The 15,600-nt window shown below is 63.1% G+C and carries 13 protein-coding genes and 3 tRNA genes; 5 read left to right on the top strand and 11 right to left on the bottom strand.

Annotated features, from left to right (window positions below; translation table 11 throughout):
* Positions 1-478 precede the first annotated feature (478 nt).
* The 4 genes from EGD98_RS12685 to EGD98_RS12670 form a co-directional block, all read right to left on the bottom strand.
* Positions 479-979 (bottom strand): hypothetical protein, encoded by a 501-nt coding sequence (locus EGD98_RS12685; RefSeq protein WP_220588740.1) that lies wholly within the window; start codon positions 977-979, stop codon positions 479-481.
* Entirely contained in the window at positions 979-1,482 is a 504-nt protein-coding gene (locus EGD98_RS12680; RefSeq protein ID WP_220588739.1) for a DUF7342 family protein, read from the bottom strand. The genes EGD98_RS12685 and EGD98_RS12680 overlap by 1 nt, the downstream gene beginning before the upstream one ends.
* A 262-nt stretch (positions 1,483-1,744) precedes the next feature.
* Positions 1,745-1,996 carry a hypothetical protein gene (locus EGD98_RS12675; RefSeq protein ID WP_220588738.1) on the bottom strand — a complete coding sequence of 84 codons (252 nt, stop codon included), beginning with the start codon at positions 1,994-1,996 and terminating at the stop codon, positions 1,745-1,747.
* Between the two features lie 33 nt (positions 1,997-2,029).
* On the bottom strand, positions 2,030-4,249 hold the full coding sequence (locus tag EGD98_RS12670; protein WP_220588737.1) for an AAA domain-containing protein: 2,220 nt from the start codon (positions 4,247-4,249) through the stop codon (positions 2,030-2,032).
* Positions 4,250-4,478: 229 nt separating this feature from the next.
* Between EGD98_RS12670 and EGD98_RS12665 the strand changes: the two genes are divergently transcribed.
* Positions 4,479-5,312, top strand: a complete 834-nt coding sequence (locus tag EGD98_RS12665; RefSeq protein ID WP_220588736.1) for a type IV toxin-antitoxin system AbiEi family antitoxin domain-containing protein — start codon at positions 4,479-4,481, stop codon at positions 5,310-5,312.
* A complete protein-coding gene (locus EGD98_RS12660) occupies positions 5,309-6,109 on the top strand; it encodes a nucleotidyl transferase AbiEii/AbiGii toxin family protein (RefSeq protein ID WP_220588735.1) in 801 nt (266 codons plus the stop codon). Before EGD98_RS12665 ends, EGD98_RS12660 begins: the two co-directional genes overlap by 4 nt.
* A gap of 444 nt (positions 6,110-6,553) precedes the next feature.
* Here the strand turns inward: EGD98_RS12660 and EGD98_RS12655 are convergent.
* Together EGD98_RS12655 and EGD98_RS12650 are read right to left on the bottom strand one after the other, a co-directional pair.
* Positions 6,554-6,659: transfer RNA gene (locus EGD98_RS12655), tRNA-Ile, on the bottom strand.
* A gap of 227 nt (positions 6,660-6,886) precedes the next feature.
* A tRNA-Asn gene (locus EGD98_RS12650) sits at positions 6,887-6,959 on the bottom strand.
* 93 nt (positions 6,960-7,052) lie between these two features.
* Between EGD98_RS12650 and cca the strand changes: the two genes are divergently transcribed.
* On the top strand, positions 7,053-8,450 hold the full coding sequence (gene cca, locus EGD98_RS12645; RefSeq protein ID WP_220588734.1) for a CCA tRNA nucleotidyltransferase: 1,398 nt from the start codon (positions 7,053-7,055) through the stop codon (positions 8,448-8,450).
* Here the strand turns inward: cca and EGD98_RS12640 are convergent.
* From EGD98_RS12640 to EGD98_RS12625, 4 genes are all read right to left on the bottom strand, one after another.
* Positions 8,429-9,436 (bottom strand): histone deacetylase family protein, encoded by a 1,008-nt coding sequence (locus EGD98_RS12640; protein WP_220588733.1) that lies wholly within the window; start codon positions 9,434-9,436, stop codon positions 8,429-8,431. The two genes, cca and EGD98_RS12640, sit on opposite strands and share 22 nt — an antisense overlap.
* Positions 9,437-9,874, bottom strand: a complete 438-nt coding sequence (locus EGD98_RS12635) for a histone (RefSeq protein WP_220588732.1) — start codon at positions 9,872-9,874, stop codon at positions 9,437-9,439.
* A 54-nt stretch (positions 9,875-9,928) separates the two neighbouring features.
* Entirely contained in the window at positions 9,929-11,377 is a 1,449-nt protein-coding gene (locus EGD98_RS12630) for a single-stranded DNA binding protein (RefSeq protein WP_220588731.1), read from the bottom strand.
* Positions 11,378-11,511: 134 nt separating this feature from the next.
* Positions 11,512-12,009 (bottom strand): hypothetical protein, encoded by a 498-nt coding sequence (locus tag EGD98_RS12625; RefSeq protein ID WP_236039471.1) that lies wholly within the window; start codon positions 12,007-12,009, stop codon positions 11,512-11,514.
* A 135-nt stretch (positions 12,010-12,144) separates the two neighbouring features.
* Between EGD98_RS12625 and EGD98_RS12620 the strand changes: the two genes are divergently transcribed.
* Positions 12,145-12,217: transfer RNA gene (locus EGD98_RS12620), tRNA-Arg, on the top strand.
* 416 nt (positions 12,218-12,633) lie between these two features.
* Here EGD98_RS12620 and EGD98_RS12615 read toward each other — a convergent pair.
* Positions 12,634-13,578 carry a DUF7537 family lipoprotein gene (locus EGD98_RS12615; RefSeq protein WP_220588730.1) on the bottom strand — a complete coding sequence of 315 codons (945 nt, stop codon included), beginning with the start codon at positions 13,576-13,578 and terminating at the stop codon, positions 12,634-12,636.
* A gap of 213 nt (positions 13,579-13,791) precedes the next feature.
* Here EGD98_RS12615 and EGD98_RS12610 point away from each other — a divergent pair, with 213 nt between their 5' ends.
* A complete protein-coding gene (locus EGD98_RS12610) occupies positions 13,792-15,573 on the top strand; it encodes an ArnT family glycosyltransferase (protein WP_220588729.1) in 1,782 nt (593 codons plus the stop codon).
* Positions 15,574-15,600 lie beyond the last annotated feature (27 nt).

Below are 15,600 nucleotides of genomic sequence, written 5' to 3'. Positions count from 1 at the left end.
ATCACGGATGGCTACAGGTCAAGCACATGCTCGGTTGACTGATTCTGCGATCGACCGGTATTCCATATGTAAAACATCATCTCTTGGGCCCTCAGACTGAGGCCCATCAGTAATTACCAGCCCATGGACCTCAATCGAGTCATCATCGATCACATATCCTTCAGCGTCCCCTCGGCGAGATACTTCCTCTCTGAGCCGGGCATATTCGAGATATTCAAATAAATCTTGCACGGCATCAGAGAAAACACTTCGAGTTGACGAGTATTTGAATTCACCGAGCACAATCTTCCGTGGAAGCTTATCCTCTTGCCCACGTTCACTGGCGACGATAACAAGGTCAGGTCGGCCTCGATAGGGGGTCGACGGTTTTCTCGTCCCAAAAATTCACTGTGCCGATTGAGCACTCGGTCATACCTGCAGAGATGTTCATCAGTAGAAGAAACTACAGCGATCCATCTGAGACCAGCGAACTGTACGATTACAGACTGGACATATCGAGTCCAACAGGGCACCCCTGCTTCCACTCGACGGCCAGGACGACATCCCGAAGTGAGCTGAGCCGTTGTTCTACGACATCGAGCGGGTGTGTGTCGATAAACTGTGCCCGTTCGTGATCGACGGACGTTGCGCCGTCGTTGACCTGCAGATGAACTGGTCCGAGCGTATCGTGGGTATCGTCCTGGTGCCACCCGATCAAAAGACTGCGTTCCGGTTCGATCCAGTTGAACCAGTAGTATTCGTACGGATGGGCAGTTCGGAGCTGGAACCCAATCTCGACCCGGGCAGTCGTGACCGGGTACGCCTCGTCAGCGAGAAAACACCGTGGATTCACCTCACCGACGACGCGATACGGACCCGGTTCGCGCGGTTCAGCACGCCGTCGCCGAACGCTGTCGAACTCGTTTCCGAGCCGGTGCTGTATGCGCTCGTGGAGTCGCTTGCTCTGCAAGTTTGCCCGATTTGCGAGAAAGACGACCATCAGGCGAATGTCGAGGGGGAATCAGTCCGTGGTGACGAGAGTTCGATAACGTCATCGTACAGTTGGAGGGCGTGCTTCACGAGCCCGAGCTCGGTATTGATCGCCTCCCACGTGGCGATCACGTTTCGGCGCTCACGAAGGGTAGTTGCCGAGAGCTCCTCGTCGGCGAGCTGGGTGCGGAACTCATCGAGTGACCGGACATCGTACTCCGTCGCCAGCTCTTCCTGTTCGGTCTTCAGCTCCGTCAGCTGGCTCTCCAGTTCGTCGCGTGAGTACGCTTCGATCAGGTCTGTCACTTCGTCGAAGAGCATCCGCACGGGATTCAGATCGTATGCTTTCGTCCCATCGACGGTCGTCTCAATCACCCAGTCGTCGCTCTGCAGTCGCTGGAGCTCGTCGTCGGCCGTCGTTCGCGAGACCGCCGCACGGTCCGCGATCTCTTGCACTGGCGTGGGCTCTTGGAGCACCTCTACGACGTGCCGGACGCGCTCGCGCCCGCTCATGTTCTCTGTCCACGACTCCGGGCTCGAGTCAGCCATCGTGCTGACTAATGCACTGCTGTGTCAAATAATTTGTCTCTGTTCAAATATCAGGGCTGTAGGCGGACGTCTCAGGGGCCGTTCGGGGAAGTCGGGAATTGACGGTGAGGAGTGTCTTATACTGGTGGCTGTAAGTTCGTAAAGATATTCGCCACTCCGGGGGTGGCGAATTACTTCAGTTTGTTACAGCCACCAGTATTAGCCGTTGTTCGACGTGATCAGGCGTTCATTCAAGTGCGTTTTCAGGCACGTCCAGATGGATACCATCCAAGCAACGGGGGCAGACCCACTCGTCGTGCCAGATCCCATCGTCGCTATCGGTGGCCGGGACTCCGAGTTCCGCGGATTCATCGATCTGCTCTACACTGAGCGAGTCGTACAGCTCCAGAGCTGTACCACAGTCCGGGCACTCACCGTCGATATAGTACGGTTCGCCGTCTCGCGGTTCGGCAGGTGATTTCGGTGCGTCTTTCGTCATGAATAATATATTCGGTGCGGACAACTTCCGTTTTTACACGGGAATGAACTCGGGGTCGACGTGGTTCAGTCGACCGGTCGTGTCGAAGTAGTCGTGGAAATCCTGGTACAGCTCGGTACACTTACCCGACGCATCGTAGCGGAGCGTATGGAAGTCACCGACGACGGCGCAGTATCGCTGTGCCCGTGTGAGTGCGACGTTGAGTCGTCGCGGACCATCGACATCCCGGCCGAGAAAGCCGATCTCGCCGTCGCTGTTGCTTCGGACCAGCGAGAGGAGTATCGCGGTCTTCTCGCTGCCCTGGAAGGAATCGATGGTGTCGACGGTGATGTCGTCGGCCGCCGCGACGTGGTCGTCGAGCAGGTCTGAGACGAGGCGTACGTGGGCAGTGTACGGTGTGATGACACCGATCTCGCTTGCGGGAACCTCATCGAGCAGCTCCTGGACGAGGTGAACGACGAGCCGTGCCTCCGTCTCGTTGGCCCGGGAGTGATCGTCGACGTCGACCGACCCGCCGACGTTGTACCCCTCGACGGCCGGTCGCTCGGGAAGCGGGTCGACGGTTCTCCCGTTGCGGAGCGTTCGGTCGTAGAACTCGCGGTTACAGAAGTACGCGATGTCACGGTGCATACGGTACTGCGTCTTGAGCTGGAGGCCGACACCCTCGTAAACACCACCAGTGGCGTAGAGGTGCTCGAACAGGGAGAGCCCGTAACTCGATTCGGGTGGGTCCTCGGTGGCGCTGAACGGCGGGAGCTGGCGGTGGTCGCCGGCCAGGACGACGCGGTCGGCACGAACCAGCGGGACGGTCGACGCTGTACACGTCGACTGCGTGGCCTCGTCGAGGACGAGGAGGTCGAAGTCACGCGGGATGGTGGCTGCGCTGCTGTTCGTCGCGGCCACGACGTCGGCGCGGTCCTCGACATCGGCGTACCCCCGGCGGACGAGCGACGACCGGGACCGATTCGCGTTGACGCGGTCGAGGACGAACTCGCCGTCGCCGTGTTGGCCGTGGGCGTGCAGTGACTGCGCGTCGAGGTCGTTCGACGTGGAGGCGCCGAGCAGGAGATTGTCGAGGGCCTGGTTCGAGTCGGCACAGACGAGCACGTCTTCGCCGGCGTCGACGGCACGGCGAACGATCTCGACGAGGGTCCGGGTCTTTCCGGTTCCGGGCGGCCCGTGGATACAGAACAGGTCGTCGGCAAGTAGCGCGTAGTCGACGGCGAGTTGCTGTTCCTGGTTCAGCTCGGTATCGAAGGGATCGCTCTGGGCGGTCGCCTCGTTCGAGAACGTCACCGGGCGCTCGCCGGCGAGGATTTCCCTGGCCGAGTCCGTTCTGAGCGCCTCGATCGCGTGCAGTTCGCGGTCGAACGGAACTGGGTTCAACAGTGCCGACAATCCGAACTCGCCGCCGTTTTTGAGTGTACTTCCGACGGCCGCTGACTCGGCGACGCTGCTCCAGTCGACGGTGAGCCACAGCGTGAGTCCGCGGATTCGGTCGACGGTCGCAGGGATGGGAAACGCGTCATTCGTCGCGTCCTCGTGTCCGTGCAGGAGCACCTCGTTGCCCTGGTAGATACCGAACTCGTTTTCGACGAAGTACGCCCACTGTCCGTTTCGCTTGTCCTGACGTGACTGGGCGAGGTCGACGCGGAATTTGTACATACCGTCGTCCTGGCCGCGACACGAGAGCGAGGGAATCGCCGCCTCGCCCCGGGCACACAGCGCACGGGCCGACGTGTTCCGTGCGAGTTCCCGGTTCCCGTCTCGCGTCGCGTCCCGTTCCGCCCGCACGTAGGCCTCGAACTCGTCCAGTAGTCCCTCGGGGTCGGCCGGGTTCCGTGGGTCTTCCTTGTCGTCGAGCGGGGAGTCGTACCCGGGCGGGTACGTGTCCGGGAGGTAATCGGAGTGCCAGAACCGAATACGCGTCGCCAGTTCCGTCCGGCCGAACTCCTTAGCGGGGACCGGTTCGTACTCGCCGTCCCGTTCGACCAGGAAAATCTCCCCGCGCACTTCGTGGTCGGTGTAGGCGACGTACGCGTCGGTCGGGACTGCGCTATCGGGTTCGTGCAGGGGGATACAGACCCAGTCCCGATCAGGATGGGAAAGCGAGTCGTGATGCCCGGCAAACGCCGCGATGGGCCGGACAGGAATCGTGCTATCTGTCGGGTCGAGGGCGCTCGCGTCCGTCACCACGAGCGACGCGCTGTCCGGTGAAAACTGACTCACGGCGTGTTCGAACAGCAGTGACATATAGCGTGTACTGTATGTGGAACAGTAATATCTTATAAAGTGTTGTCTTGACGCTGCTCAGAGCGTACTCGAAGTCTCGTTCGTGACCCTCGAGCCAAATCATACTCTTTCCGACTAGATTTAGAGTCTATGTAGTGTGAGCGGCTTTGGAGTCAACTTTCTTCAATCGAGATCTCAACAAACACCTTTATTTCCGACTGGGTTTAGAGTCTATGTACGCTGAGCGGCTATGGGCTCAACAAACGACGATAGGACTCAAAGAAAGAGTCTGTCGACACGTGAATCTCGAGCGCTCTCACGCCTGGCGAGCGAGAATCGACAGATTATCACCATCAGTGACATCGAGGCAGTTCTCGACAGCCCGCGGACAGCAGCCAAGGATATGGCGTTTGCACTCTCGGAGAAGGGGTGGCTCGAGCGGCTGGCACAGGGGAAATATCTCATCGTGCCGCTCGCTGCCGGCGAAGACGCCGTGTACACGACACACGAGTTCGTGATCGCGTCCGCCCTCGTGGAGCCTGCGTACATCGGATACTGGAGTGCGATGAATCACCACGGCCTGACAGAGCAACTGTCGCAGACGGTGTACATCGTGACGACAGAACGCGCCCGAGAGCGGGAAATCCACGGGGTGACGTATCGGCCCGTGTCGGTCACCGAGCAGAAGTTCTTCGGCTACCAGCCGACCGCAGCCGGTTCGACTCGGGTGAACGTTGCGAGCATCGAAAAGACGCTGGTCGACTGTGCCGACCATCCGGAGTTCTGTGGCGGTATCAGCGAGCTCGCGACAGCAATGCAGAGCGCCGTGGACACCCGATGTTCGTGGGACCGAGTCGTCGACTACATGCGGCGGCTCGGAAACGGTGCTGCGACGAAACGGATCGTCTATCTGGCCGATCAGTTGGATATAGCGCTACCGGAGTACGATGACCTCGTCGAGAGTTTCACGACCGGCTATCCGCTGCTGGATCCGACGAGGGAAGCAACGGGAACCCGTGATAACAAGTATCAGCTTCGCCTGAACGTCGATCGCGAATCGATCACGCCGAGCGAACTCTCATGATTTCTGAAGCCCGCTTGCGACAGCTGGCCAGGGAACTGGACGTTCGCCTCGGCTACGCCGAAAAGAACTACGTCAACTCCTGGATTCTGTGGGCGATTTACACGAGTCCGTACGGTGATAATCTGCTGTTCAAGGGTGGCACAGCACTCAGTAAACTGTACTTCCCGGAGACGTGGCGTTACTCGGAAGATCTCGATTTCGGTGTCGATGGCGAGTACAACGGGAGCGAGGAAGAACTGGAGATCGCACTGGACGATGCCGGTAGAATCTCTGGTATCGATTTCGATGTGACTCAGCACAGAGCGCTACAGACGGAGGGGTATCCAACGCACTACGTCGACATCGACATCCAGTACAGCGCGGTGCTTGCCCACAAGAACACGACGAGTTTGGATATCATGATAGACGAATACGTGGCGTTTGACTCAGTTCGCCACTCTCACCAGTACGAGGACGTTACGGAGTTCGAACTGACCGCGTACAGTCCTGAGGAGATTTTTGCAGAGAAGTTGCGAGCACTCTACCAGCGATCACAGGCACGTGACTACTACGACATCTATCGGATGCTAACTGAGACAAACGTCGACAGAACTGGTATTCCATCGGCGTTCACGCGAAAGTGTGAACACGACGGTCTGGACATCGATATTCGGAACGGGCTCCCTATAGAGAAACGGGGGGAGATTCAGGATGGGTGGCAGAATACGCTTCCCGACCTGGTCGCCGACCTCCCCGAGTTCGACACCGTCTACGATACGCTCAAAGAGTACGTTGACTCACTAACCGAAGGCGATTGAGTTGGTACTGCTATACCAAGATACTCCGATTACGGTTGACTGGGGTGTCAGCTTTCCCTGGACCAACAGTATACCCGCTCGGTCCGGGATGTAACACGGTCTGAAACGGATATATGATGGACACTGTGAGTCCGTGTGGTTGGCCAGCAAGATGTGTTACACAAAGCCATAATCACGATTTGGAGAACGGGCAGCGTTTCGGCCGACTTCAACGTCTGTATTGTTTGATTGCAGCGCTCACACATCGCTCGATCCTATGCAGACGAGATTCGAAGTGACGTGAGGCGTACGGACTAGCGAAAACACGACGATAATGTTTCGCGGTCATCAAGCCCAGACTCTGTAGACAGTATCAGTGCCAGTAGATACTAAAACAGAGTATAGAACCGCAGAAATACGATAAATAGTTAGCTAAGAACCCTGCAGATTTTGGATGAGTACCCATGGGCCCTGCCGGATTTGAACCAGCGCTCAATCGGTGTCCCACGCCGACGGCGGACACCACAGGCGATATGAGCCGATCGCTTTAACCAGACTAAGCTAAGGGCCCTCAGTCGTCAATTCTTGGGTCTGACTCTTTAGCTTGTCGGGTCAGTGTCGCCGCGAGCCGAGACGGTCGCTGACTGCTCGCGGTTACACCGCTCGCTATCGAGGCGCTTCCCGCTGGTCGCGCCGCGCCACGTTCGGGCTGTGACTCGTCGGCGCGAGCCCTTCTGAACGCGTCTACAGCGTTCGCTGCCGACTCGCTGCGCTCGTCGGATAGCGAACGAGGAGAGACGCCACCGCCAGGGCTCGAACCTGGGACAACCTGGGTAACAACCAGGTGCTCTACCAACTGAGCTACGGCGGCTCGCACTCGCCAGTAATCCGAGTTGGTAATTAGGGCTTTCGCTTCGGTCGTCCATCGACACGCTTTCACGCACTCTCGAAGAAGCCTGGGGCAATGAGTGACGAGTTCGACGCCGTCGTTGCCCGGGTCCGCAAGCGGGTCTCGCCGGGTGAGGCGGAGCGCGAGCGGTTACAGCGGGCCGCGGCGACGGTGATGGAGCGGGCCGGCGAGGCGGTCGCGGACCTCCCGGTCGACGCGGAGGTGCTCCAGGTCGGGTCCACAGCGCGTGGGACGTGGACCGCGGGGGACCGCGACGTGGACGTCTTCGTCGCCTTCCCGCCCGACCTGGACCGGTCGGAGCTGGAGCGGTACGGACTGGCGGTGGGTCACGCCGTCCTCCCCGAGGGCCACGAGGAGTACGCCGAGCACCCGTACGTCGTCGGGGAGGTGGACGGCTACGCTGTCGACCTGGTCCCGTGTTATGCCGTCGAAGACGCGACGGCCATCCAGTCGGCTGTCGACCGGACGCCCTTTCACACGCGCTATCTGGCCACCCGGCTGGGCGACGACCTCGCGGGCGAGGTGCGGGTCACCAAGCAGTTCCTGAAGGGCATCGGTGTCTACGGGAGCGACCTCCGGACGCGGGGCTTTTCGGGGTATCTGACGGAGCTGCTCACGGTGGAGTTCGGCGGGTTCCGCGAGTTCGTCGCGGCGGCGGCCGACTGGCACCCACCGGTGACGTTCGACCCCGAAGCCCACGGCACCACCGAGTTCGACGACCCCCTCGTCGTGGTGGACCCGACGGACCCCGACCGCAACGTCGCGGCGGTGTGTTCGGCCGCGAACGTCGCTCGCCTGCAACACTACGCACGGGCGCTCCTGGCCGACCCGCGCGAGTCGCTGTTCGAGCCAAGCGAGCCCGCGGCCGACGACGCCGAGGCCGTCACCGCCGCCGTCGAGCGCCGCGGGACCACGCCGGTGGCCGTGCGCTTTGCCAGGCCCGACGTGGTCGAGGACCAGCTCTGGCCCCAGCTCCGGAAATCCCTGTCGGGGCTGACCGATGAACTCGACCGGCGCGGATTCGAGGTGTTCCGGTCGACGGCTCTTTCGACAGATGGTGCGGGCGGGAGCGGCGACCCGCACGCCACCGACGACGACACAGCCGTCCTGCTGGTCGAACTGAGCGTCGCCGAGCGGCCGGCCGTCGAGCGCCACGAGGGGCCGCCGGTCCACGTGCGCGAGCACGCCACCGGATTCTACGAAACCTACGCCGACGACCCCGACGTCGCGGGCCCCTATATCGACGGCGACCGCTACGTGGTCGAGCGGCCCCGCGAGTTCCGAACGGCCGAGGCGTTCCTGAACAGCGACGCGCTGCTGTCCGTGCGCCTGGGCCCACACGTCGAATCGGCACTGGAGGAGGGGTACGAGGTACTTGTCGGGACGGATATCGCAGCACTCGCGGGCACGTTCGGCGTCGACCTGGCGACCTACTTCGAGCCGAATCCCTGAGCGACGACCTCGTCGAGTACCTCGCGAGCCGCCTCGCTCACGTCATCGTCGGGGGCGACCGGCTGGTAGCCGTCGAATACTTCGTGGACCATCTTGATGGAATCCGAGAGGGTGTCGAGTCCATAGCCCCCCTCCAGCACGAAGCCCAGGCCGGCGTCGCAGTCGTCGGCCAGGTCGACCATCCGCTCGGTCATCACGCCGTATCCCTCCGTACTCACCTGCATCCGCGAGATGGGGTCGTGTTCGTGGGCGTCGAAGCCGGCACTGACCAGCAGGAGGTCCGGGTCGTAGTCGGCGATTTCGGGCGCGATGACCTCGTCGATGGCGGCCAGATAGTCGGCGGTGTCGGCGCCGGGCTGGTAGACGACGTTGACGTTTGCGCCCTCGCCCGCCCCGACGCCCGTCTCGTCGATATCGCCGGTGCCGGGGAAGAGGCCGTCCTCGTGGATGGAGGCGTAGAAGACGTCCGACCGGTCGTAGAAGATGTCCTGTGTTCCGTTGCCGTGGTGGACGTCCCAGTCGAAGATGGCGACGCTGTCGGCCCCCTGGTTCAGGGCGGCCTGGGCGGCGACGCCGGCGTTGTTGATGAAACAGAAGCCCATCGCGTCGTCGCCGACGGCGTGGTGGCCCGGCGGTCGACCGAGCGCGAATGGAGTCTGGCGGGCTCGAACGTCGGGACCGGCCGCTTCGGCGGCCCAGACGGCCAGCCCCGCCGAGGCTAGCGCGGCGTCCCAGGTCGCCTCGACAGCGACCGTGTCGGCGTCCCAGTGGCCGCCGCCGTCGTCGCAGTACTCGCGGAACTCCTCGATGTAATCGGCGTCGTGGACCTCGCGGACGACATCGAGGTCGGCATCGTCGGCGGCGACGTAATCGACGCCGTGGCACTCCTTCAGGGCGCGTCGGACCGCCCGGAGCCGGTCGGGACTCTCGGGGTGGCGCTCGCCGGTGTCGTGGTCGAGACAGACCTCGCGGTAGCCGAAGTTCATTCAGTAGTACTTGGCCAGTTCGAAGTACGTCTCGACGTCTGCTGCCTTGACCGTCCGCCGGTCGGCGTGGCGGGCGAGGTCGGCGGCGGCGGCAGCGACGTCGTCTGCGAACGATTCGAGGATGGTGGCCAGCGCCACGCGCGCGTCCATCGCGACGCGGTAGTCGTCGTCGATGTCGAGGCGGGCAATGCGGTCGACCGGCGCGACCGGGAGCTCGAGACCGTCCTTGTCGGGGATGGTCTCGACGCCGAAGTCAGACGGCATCAGCGTCTTGCGGCCGTCTCTCGTCGCTTCCTCGGCGGCCGTCGTGGCGAGTTCAGCCCCCCGTTCCTGGATGCGGCGTGCCAGTTCCTCTGCCGCGCCGGCGCTCACCCGCAACCCGTCCGCGTTCCGTCGGATGACCGCATCGACGGGCGCGAACGGAAGCTCGACGCTCATACCCACAATCGGGAGTGTTGCGGTCTTAAGAGTTTCCGTAGCGTCGTTTCGTCGTTAGAAAACGTCGTCGGCGTCCAGTCGGCCGTCCTCGAGGGCCCCGCGGACGGTGACTTCCTGGCCTAACTGGACGCGTTCGCCCGTCTCGACGCTCATCGTCTGCTCGCCGTCGTCCAGCACGACCGGGTCGCCAGTCTGGACGACAGTCCCGGTGAATTCGACCTGTTCGGCGGTCTGGGCGCCACCGCCCGCAGCCGTCGCCCCGCCGTCGGTGTCGGCCGTGGCCGTCGACTCGCCACCACCGGTGGCGCTCGCCTCGCTGTCCTCGCCGTCACCGAACGACGACAGTCCGGCGTGCTGGTCGTCGGCCTGTTCCTCGGGCGTGGGCGCGGGGCTTGCACCGTCGTCCAGCACGACGATAGTGGAGTTCCAGCTCGCGGAGGCTTCGAGGTCGTCCTGCCAGCCGTCCTGTATCTCCACGTCGGCGGCCAGCACCTCGTCGCCGGGCTGGATGTCCTTGTCGGCCTTATCGCCCCACAGCGCCACGCGGATGTCGCCGGTGGCGTCCTGGATGCGGATGTTCCGGACCTGCCCCTCGCTGCCGTCGTCGCGGTCGAACGTGCGGACCGGGTCGGCCGAGCGGACGACGCCGGCGATGTCGACGGTCTGCTCTATCTCGACGCCGTCGATGGGGTCGGCGTCGGGCTGGAAGTCGACGGCCTCGTCTATCTCGTCGACGGCCCCGTCGTCGCCGACGTGCAGCTCCAGCGAACCCTCGCGTTCGCGGACGTAGCCGTCGACCACCTCGACGGCGGTGCCGGGCTCGATTTCGGTCGCCCGGTCGGCCCGGTCGTCCCACATCGTCACGCGCACGCGACCGGTCTCATCGCCCAGGGTGAGATTCGACACCTTCCCCTCGCTGCCGTCGTCGCGGTCGAAGGTGCGGACGCTGTCGGTGTCCAGCACCAGCCCGCGCAGGGTCACGTCGGACTGGCCCATCGTCAGCGCCTCGACGGTCGAGCCGTCGCCCGGTTCCACGTCGACGGAGGCGTCGTCGTCTACTTCGGCCTTGTCGACGGAGACTTCGAGGCCGTTGTACCCGTCCTTGGGCCGGCCTTTCACGCGGAGCACGTCACCCACGGAGAGCATGCCGTCGTCGATGTCGACGGCCTGGCCGTCCCAGAAGGCCAGCCGGACGCTGGCGGTCTCGTCGGCGGCCTCGACGTTGATGACGCGGCCGTCCTCGTCCTCGCCCTCGCGTTCGAAGGTCTTCAGGTCGCCGATGGCCATCACCTTCGCGATGAACTTCACCTCGTCCATCCCCGGTTCGATGTCCGCGATGGTCTCGACTTCCCCCTCGTTGAGTTCGTGGGCCAGCAACATCGCCGCGGTCTCCTCGTCAGCGAGGCCACCCATCTGTTCGACCTTCTCTTCGACGGCCTCGCGGAACTCCTCCTCGGAGACGTCGGTCTCCAGGTCCGCGTAGATGTCTGCTATCTCGCCCATTATCTATGGGAGCCAGGTCTGGGGCGCGCTTAAGCGTTGTCGTTGCCACAGCGACCCGCTACCGTCTGTCGATTCTGTCCTCGAACTCGCCATACGACGGGGTGGCCCCGCTATCGGATATAAACGTCCGGTCGTTACGGCGAGGTGGTCACGACCGTCTCCGGCCCGTCGCCGCGGTCGTGCGTGACGACGACAGTCTCCGGTGTCCCGTTCTCGAACTTGACCGTCGCCGTGTACTCGATCTCGACGATTCCCGTGGTACAAGCGTCACCAGCTTCCGAATCCTCGACCGTCCTGACGGGGACCGTCAGCTCGCCGGCGTCGCTGTTGTAGTTGACGCTGCCGAGTTCGGCGGTCTGACAGCCGTTGGACCCCCAGATGGTCCCCTCGACGACGATATCCGTCCCGTCGACGCTGACGGTCGCACTGTCGGTCTCTGTGCCGCCCTGTATGGAGTCGACCTCGAACCCGGAGCCGGTCAGCGACGGGGTCGGTGTCGGCATCGGTGTGGGCGTGTCGCTGGGTGTGCCAGTGTCGGTTGGCGTCCCGTCGCCGCCACCGTCGGCGAGACAGCCGGTGAGCGCGGCGATACCAGTCGTCCCGATGGTTCCGAGGAGGGTTCGTCGTTTCATACACGGTGATGGACCCCCTGAAAGAAAGGGCTTTTCGGTGGGTCAAACGCGGCTTTGACCGTGGTGTGGGCACCCCTCGCGTAGTGGGGGTCGAACCGTCACCCTTTTCATACCGACCACCCTCCTCCAACATGAGTCCGGGTAGGGTAGTGGACTATCCTCTTGGCTTGCGGAGCCAGGGACCGGAGTTCAAATCTCCGTCCGGACGTTCACTTCGTTCAGTACGGACGTGCTCCACGCTCGCTACCGCTCGCGTGGAACTCCGTCCGGACGTTCCTCTGCAGCACAACACCGCGAGCGACAGCGAGCGGTACGTGCTGCAGGAAACTCCGCGCGGAGATTTGAGCAGAGAAGTCGCACGCCCGGGAGCGAACGTAGTGAGCGACCCGGAACGTCTTCACGAGTTCAAATCTCCGTCCGGACGTTCACTTCGTTCAGTACGGACGTGCTCCACGCTCGCTTCGCTCGCGTGGAACTCCGTCCGGACGTTTTCCATTTCACAACACCGCGAGCGACAGGGACGCCGTGACGAGCGCACCGCTGACTGGCGGGCTACTACAACACAAAAGGAAGATCAGTGAGCAAGCGGCGTCGGGTCGAGAAAACAGTCGGCGAACGGCCGTGTCAGGACGAGTCGGCGTCCTCGGCCTCCGAGGTCCACTCGGGCTCCTCGACGGTGGTCGAACCGATGTCGCTCAGCGTGAGTCGGGACTGTGCCGACAAGCTCCCTGACTGGCTCTCTACCGTGTAAGCGAGCGAGGTCTGCCGAACGACGTCGTCGTCGTCGACGTATAGCGTCCCGCTGATGTCGGTCAGTGTGCCTCTCAACCTCAACCTCTGGATGAAGGCGTCCTCGTCCTCGACGCCGGCGAGTGTGTACTCCGTCACCGTGTCACCGTCGAGGGTGGTCGTCCCGTTCGTTTCCCAGACCAGTCCGTCAGTGACGAACGTCAGGTTCTGTGAGAAATTACTGGTGTTTACGGGGGTGATACCACCGAATCCGGTGGAAGCGCCCTCCTGCGTGGAGTAGTTCGTCCCCTCGCTCGTGATTCGCTGCTGGTAGGACGTGTTGCCGTCGGTATAAACTGTCGACGAGAAGGTCTGACTGGACTGCTGGCCGGTGCTCGAATAATTCGAGACGCGAAGCCCCTCCTCGGCTTCGAGGTCAACCTGCGTCGTCGTGTTCGTACGGCTTCTCGACTGGCCACGCCGTGACTGGCTGGCTGTGCGGAAGGTCGTCTGGTACGTGTAAGAGCCAGCGTCCTCGATGGCAGCTCTCGTCGCGTTGTTCAGTTCCTCGCCGTCCAGGTCGGCACCGGTGCCGTTGGCTTCGACATCACTGTCCGGCTCCGTATCCGGGCCGTCCGTCGGCGTCTGCTGGTCGGTCGGCGTATCCGTACTCGCGGCCGGCGTCGGCGTATCCATACTCGCGGCCGGCGTCGTTGTGGCGTTCTCGGTTCCGTTGGCTGTCGGCGTGGCGCCGCCGGAGGGGCCGCTACAGCCGGCCACTGCGATGAGCAGTGCCACTGCAACGACGAGCACTCCGCGTCGTAGCGTCAGTTGATGCATATCAGATGGTGAAGAACTGTCCACAAATTACTACCGATTGTGTCTGAGATAAACCACTGGTCGAAGACAGACACGACCACAGAGCGAACCGAGCAGCCCGGTGGTAAGGCACCCGAAAGCAGCAGAGTGGGACGGACCGACCACAGCGACGGCCACTGGTCTCGCCCGCGCGAGACCAGACGACTTTTGTCGTCCCTGGGGGTTTGTGGGGGTATGTTTGGTCCCGGGCGAGCGCTGTTCGACCGGGTGCGGTCGCAGGTCCGCGAGGACTTCCGCGCCGACCCGTTCCTCCCCTACATCATGGTCGCTGCGACCTTGCTGGCCAGTTTCTGGTTCTTCCACCGCATCCCGAACTTCGCGACGCGGGACGAGAAGGACCGCCTGATAGACGCGATGGTCCCCTACGGCCGGGTGCTCGCCGACCCGAGCATCGAATCGCTGCAGGCGGGTGTGCAGTGGAGCCGTGTCCCCTTCGGCGCGACGCTGTACCTGTTCGCGCTGGCGCTGCTGCCGGTCGTCGTCGTCGCACTGGTGACCGGCCGCGGGGATATCTTCACGTCGGTTGGCTACCCGAGCTCGGCGTTTGGCTACTACGGTCTGTGGGCGAGCACGCCCGAGTGGGTGTGGACCTGGAGCCTGGCCTTTGTCCGGCTTTTCAACGTCGCCTTCGCCATCGGCTCGGTCTACCTGACCTACCGCCTGGGCACCGCCGTCGTCGACCGGGCGACCGGCCGGCTGGCCGCGACCCTTCTCACGCTGACCTTTGGCTTTCTCACCATCGCCCACGAGGGTGGCGAGGATATGCCGGCGCTGTTTTTCGTCCTGCTGGCGCTCAACTTCCTGTACGTCTACATCCGCACCGGCGAGCGGCTCCCCTTCTACGTCGGTGCGGCCTGTGGCGGGGCCGCCATCGCGTTCAAGCTCACCGCCGCGCCGGTCATCCTCGGGGTCGGCGTCGCACACCTCCTCCGGGCGCTGCAAACCGACGAAGATACCCTGCGGACATTGCTCGCGCCGCGACTGCTCGTCACCGGCGCGGCGGTCGGTCTGGTGACGATACTGGTCGGCTTCCCGACGTTCATGGTGGGCGGGTTCGACCAGATCGTGACACGTTTCTTCGGCGGGTCGGCCTCACGAGTGAGCTGGCCGACGGGGCCGGACGCTCCCATTTCGTGGTGGTTCCTCCGGGGTTACTTCAGCGGGATGGGGCTGCCGCTGTTTTTCGCGTCTGTCGCCGGCGTCGTCGGGTCCGTCGCGGGACTGCGGAAACAGCGCGAGAGTGGGTCCGGTATCGCCCTCGTGCTCGTCATGCTCGTCCTCTACGTGGGGATGTTCACCCAGTGGCACGACTTCCGGGTCCACCACCTGCTGCCGACCTTCCCGCTGCTGGCGCTGTTGCTGGCGAACGCGCTTTCGGACCTGCGCGAGTGGAATCCGTCCGTCGCCCGCCCGATAGTGGCACTCTTGCTGGTGACGACGGCGATATACGCCGGCATGGGGACCGTCGGGTTCGCCTCGATGCCCCGGGACGACGCCGAGGCGTGGCTGGCGGCAAACGCCGACGAGAACGACACCGTCGAGGTGTACCGCGTGAACATACAGGACACTGCGATACCCCACGGGATGAACGTCAACCACCGGTTCCAGGACCGTACGGCACAGGACCCGTGTCCCGAGTACATCCAGCTGGGCTATCGGGATCTCCTCTATCTGAAGAACGGGACCTACTACCGCAACGGGGAGCGCCAGCAGCGGTACGTCCGCGCGCTGGTCGAGGAGGAGACCGACTACGAAATCGTCGCCGAGTTCGGCGAGCGGCCGCCGGAGTTCGTCCCCCAGCGGGCGACGCCCGGGGACTACACGGACCTGCTGCGCTACGGCGTCGTCCCACAGACCGACCAGTTCGCCGACGAGCAGGAGCTGCGGGCCAACCAGTACACGCTCGTCCTGCAGCGCAGCGAGCCCTGTAGGACCCCCCACGAGAGCGGGTTCTGATACTGGTGGCTGTAACAAACTGAAGTA

Source organism: Haloarcula salinisoli (assembly GCF_019599405.1).
Lineage (GTDB): Archaea > Halobacteriota > Halobacteria > Halobacteriales > Haloarculaceae > Haloarcula > Haloarcula salinisoli.
This window is presented reverse-complemented; position numbering and strand designations above follow the sequence as displayed.

Bases quoted from the DNA above. Each gene is read 5' to 3' on its own strand.
- EGD98_RS12685 (WP_220588740.1), bottom strand. From the start codon at position 979: ATGGTCGTCTTTCTCGCAAATCGGGCAAACTTGCAGAGCAAGCGACTC.
- EGD98_RS12680 (WP_220588739.1), bottom strand. From the start codon at position 1,482: ATGAGCGGGCGCGAGCGCGTCCGGCACGTCGTAGAGGTGCTCCAAGAG.
- EGD98_RS12675 (WP_220588738.1), bottom strand. From the start codon at position 1,996: ATGACGAAAGACGCACCGAAATCACCTGCCGAACCGCGAGACGGCGAA.
- EGD98_RS12670 (WP_220588737.1), bottom strand. From the start codon at position 4,249: ATGTCACTGCTGTTCGAACACGCCGTGAGTCAGTTTTCACCGGACAGC.
- EGD98_RS12665 (WP_220588736.1), top strand. From the start codon at position 4,479: ATGGGCTCAACAAACGACGATAGGACTCAAAGAAAGAGTCTGTCGACA.
- EGD98_RS12660 (WP_220588735.1), top strand. From the start codon at position 5,309: ATGATTTCTGAAGCCCGCTTGCGACAGCTGGCCAGGGAACTGGACGTT.
- cca (WP_220588734.1), top strand. From the start codon at position 7,053: ATGAGTGACGAGTTCGACGCCGTCGTTGCCCGGGTCCGCAAGCGGGTC.
- EGD98_RS12640 (WP_220588733.1), bottom strand. From the start codon at position 9,436: ATGAACTTCGGCTACCGCGAGGTCTGTCTCGACCACGACACCGGCGAG.
- EGD98_RS12635 (WP_220588732.1), bottom strand. From the start codon at position 9,874: ATGAGCGTCGAGCTTCCGTTCGCGCCCGTCGATGCGGTCATCCGACGG.
- EGD98_RS12630 (WP_220588731.1), bottom strand. From the start codon at position 11,377: ATGGGCGAGATAGCAGACATCTACGCGGACCTGGAGACCGACGTCTCC.
- EGD98_RS12625 (WP_236039471.1), bottom strand. From the start codon at position 12,009: ATGAAACGACGAACCCTCCTCGGAACCATCGGGACGACTGGTATCGCC.
- EGD98_RS12615 (WP_220588730.1), bottom strand. From the start codon at position 13,578: ATGCATCAACTGACGCTACGACGCGGAGTGCTCGTCGTTGCAGTGGCA.
- EGD98_RS12610 (WP_220588729.1), top strand. From the start codon at position 13,792: ATGTTTGGTCCCGGGCGAGCGCTGTTCGACCGGGTGCGGTCGCAGGTC.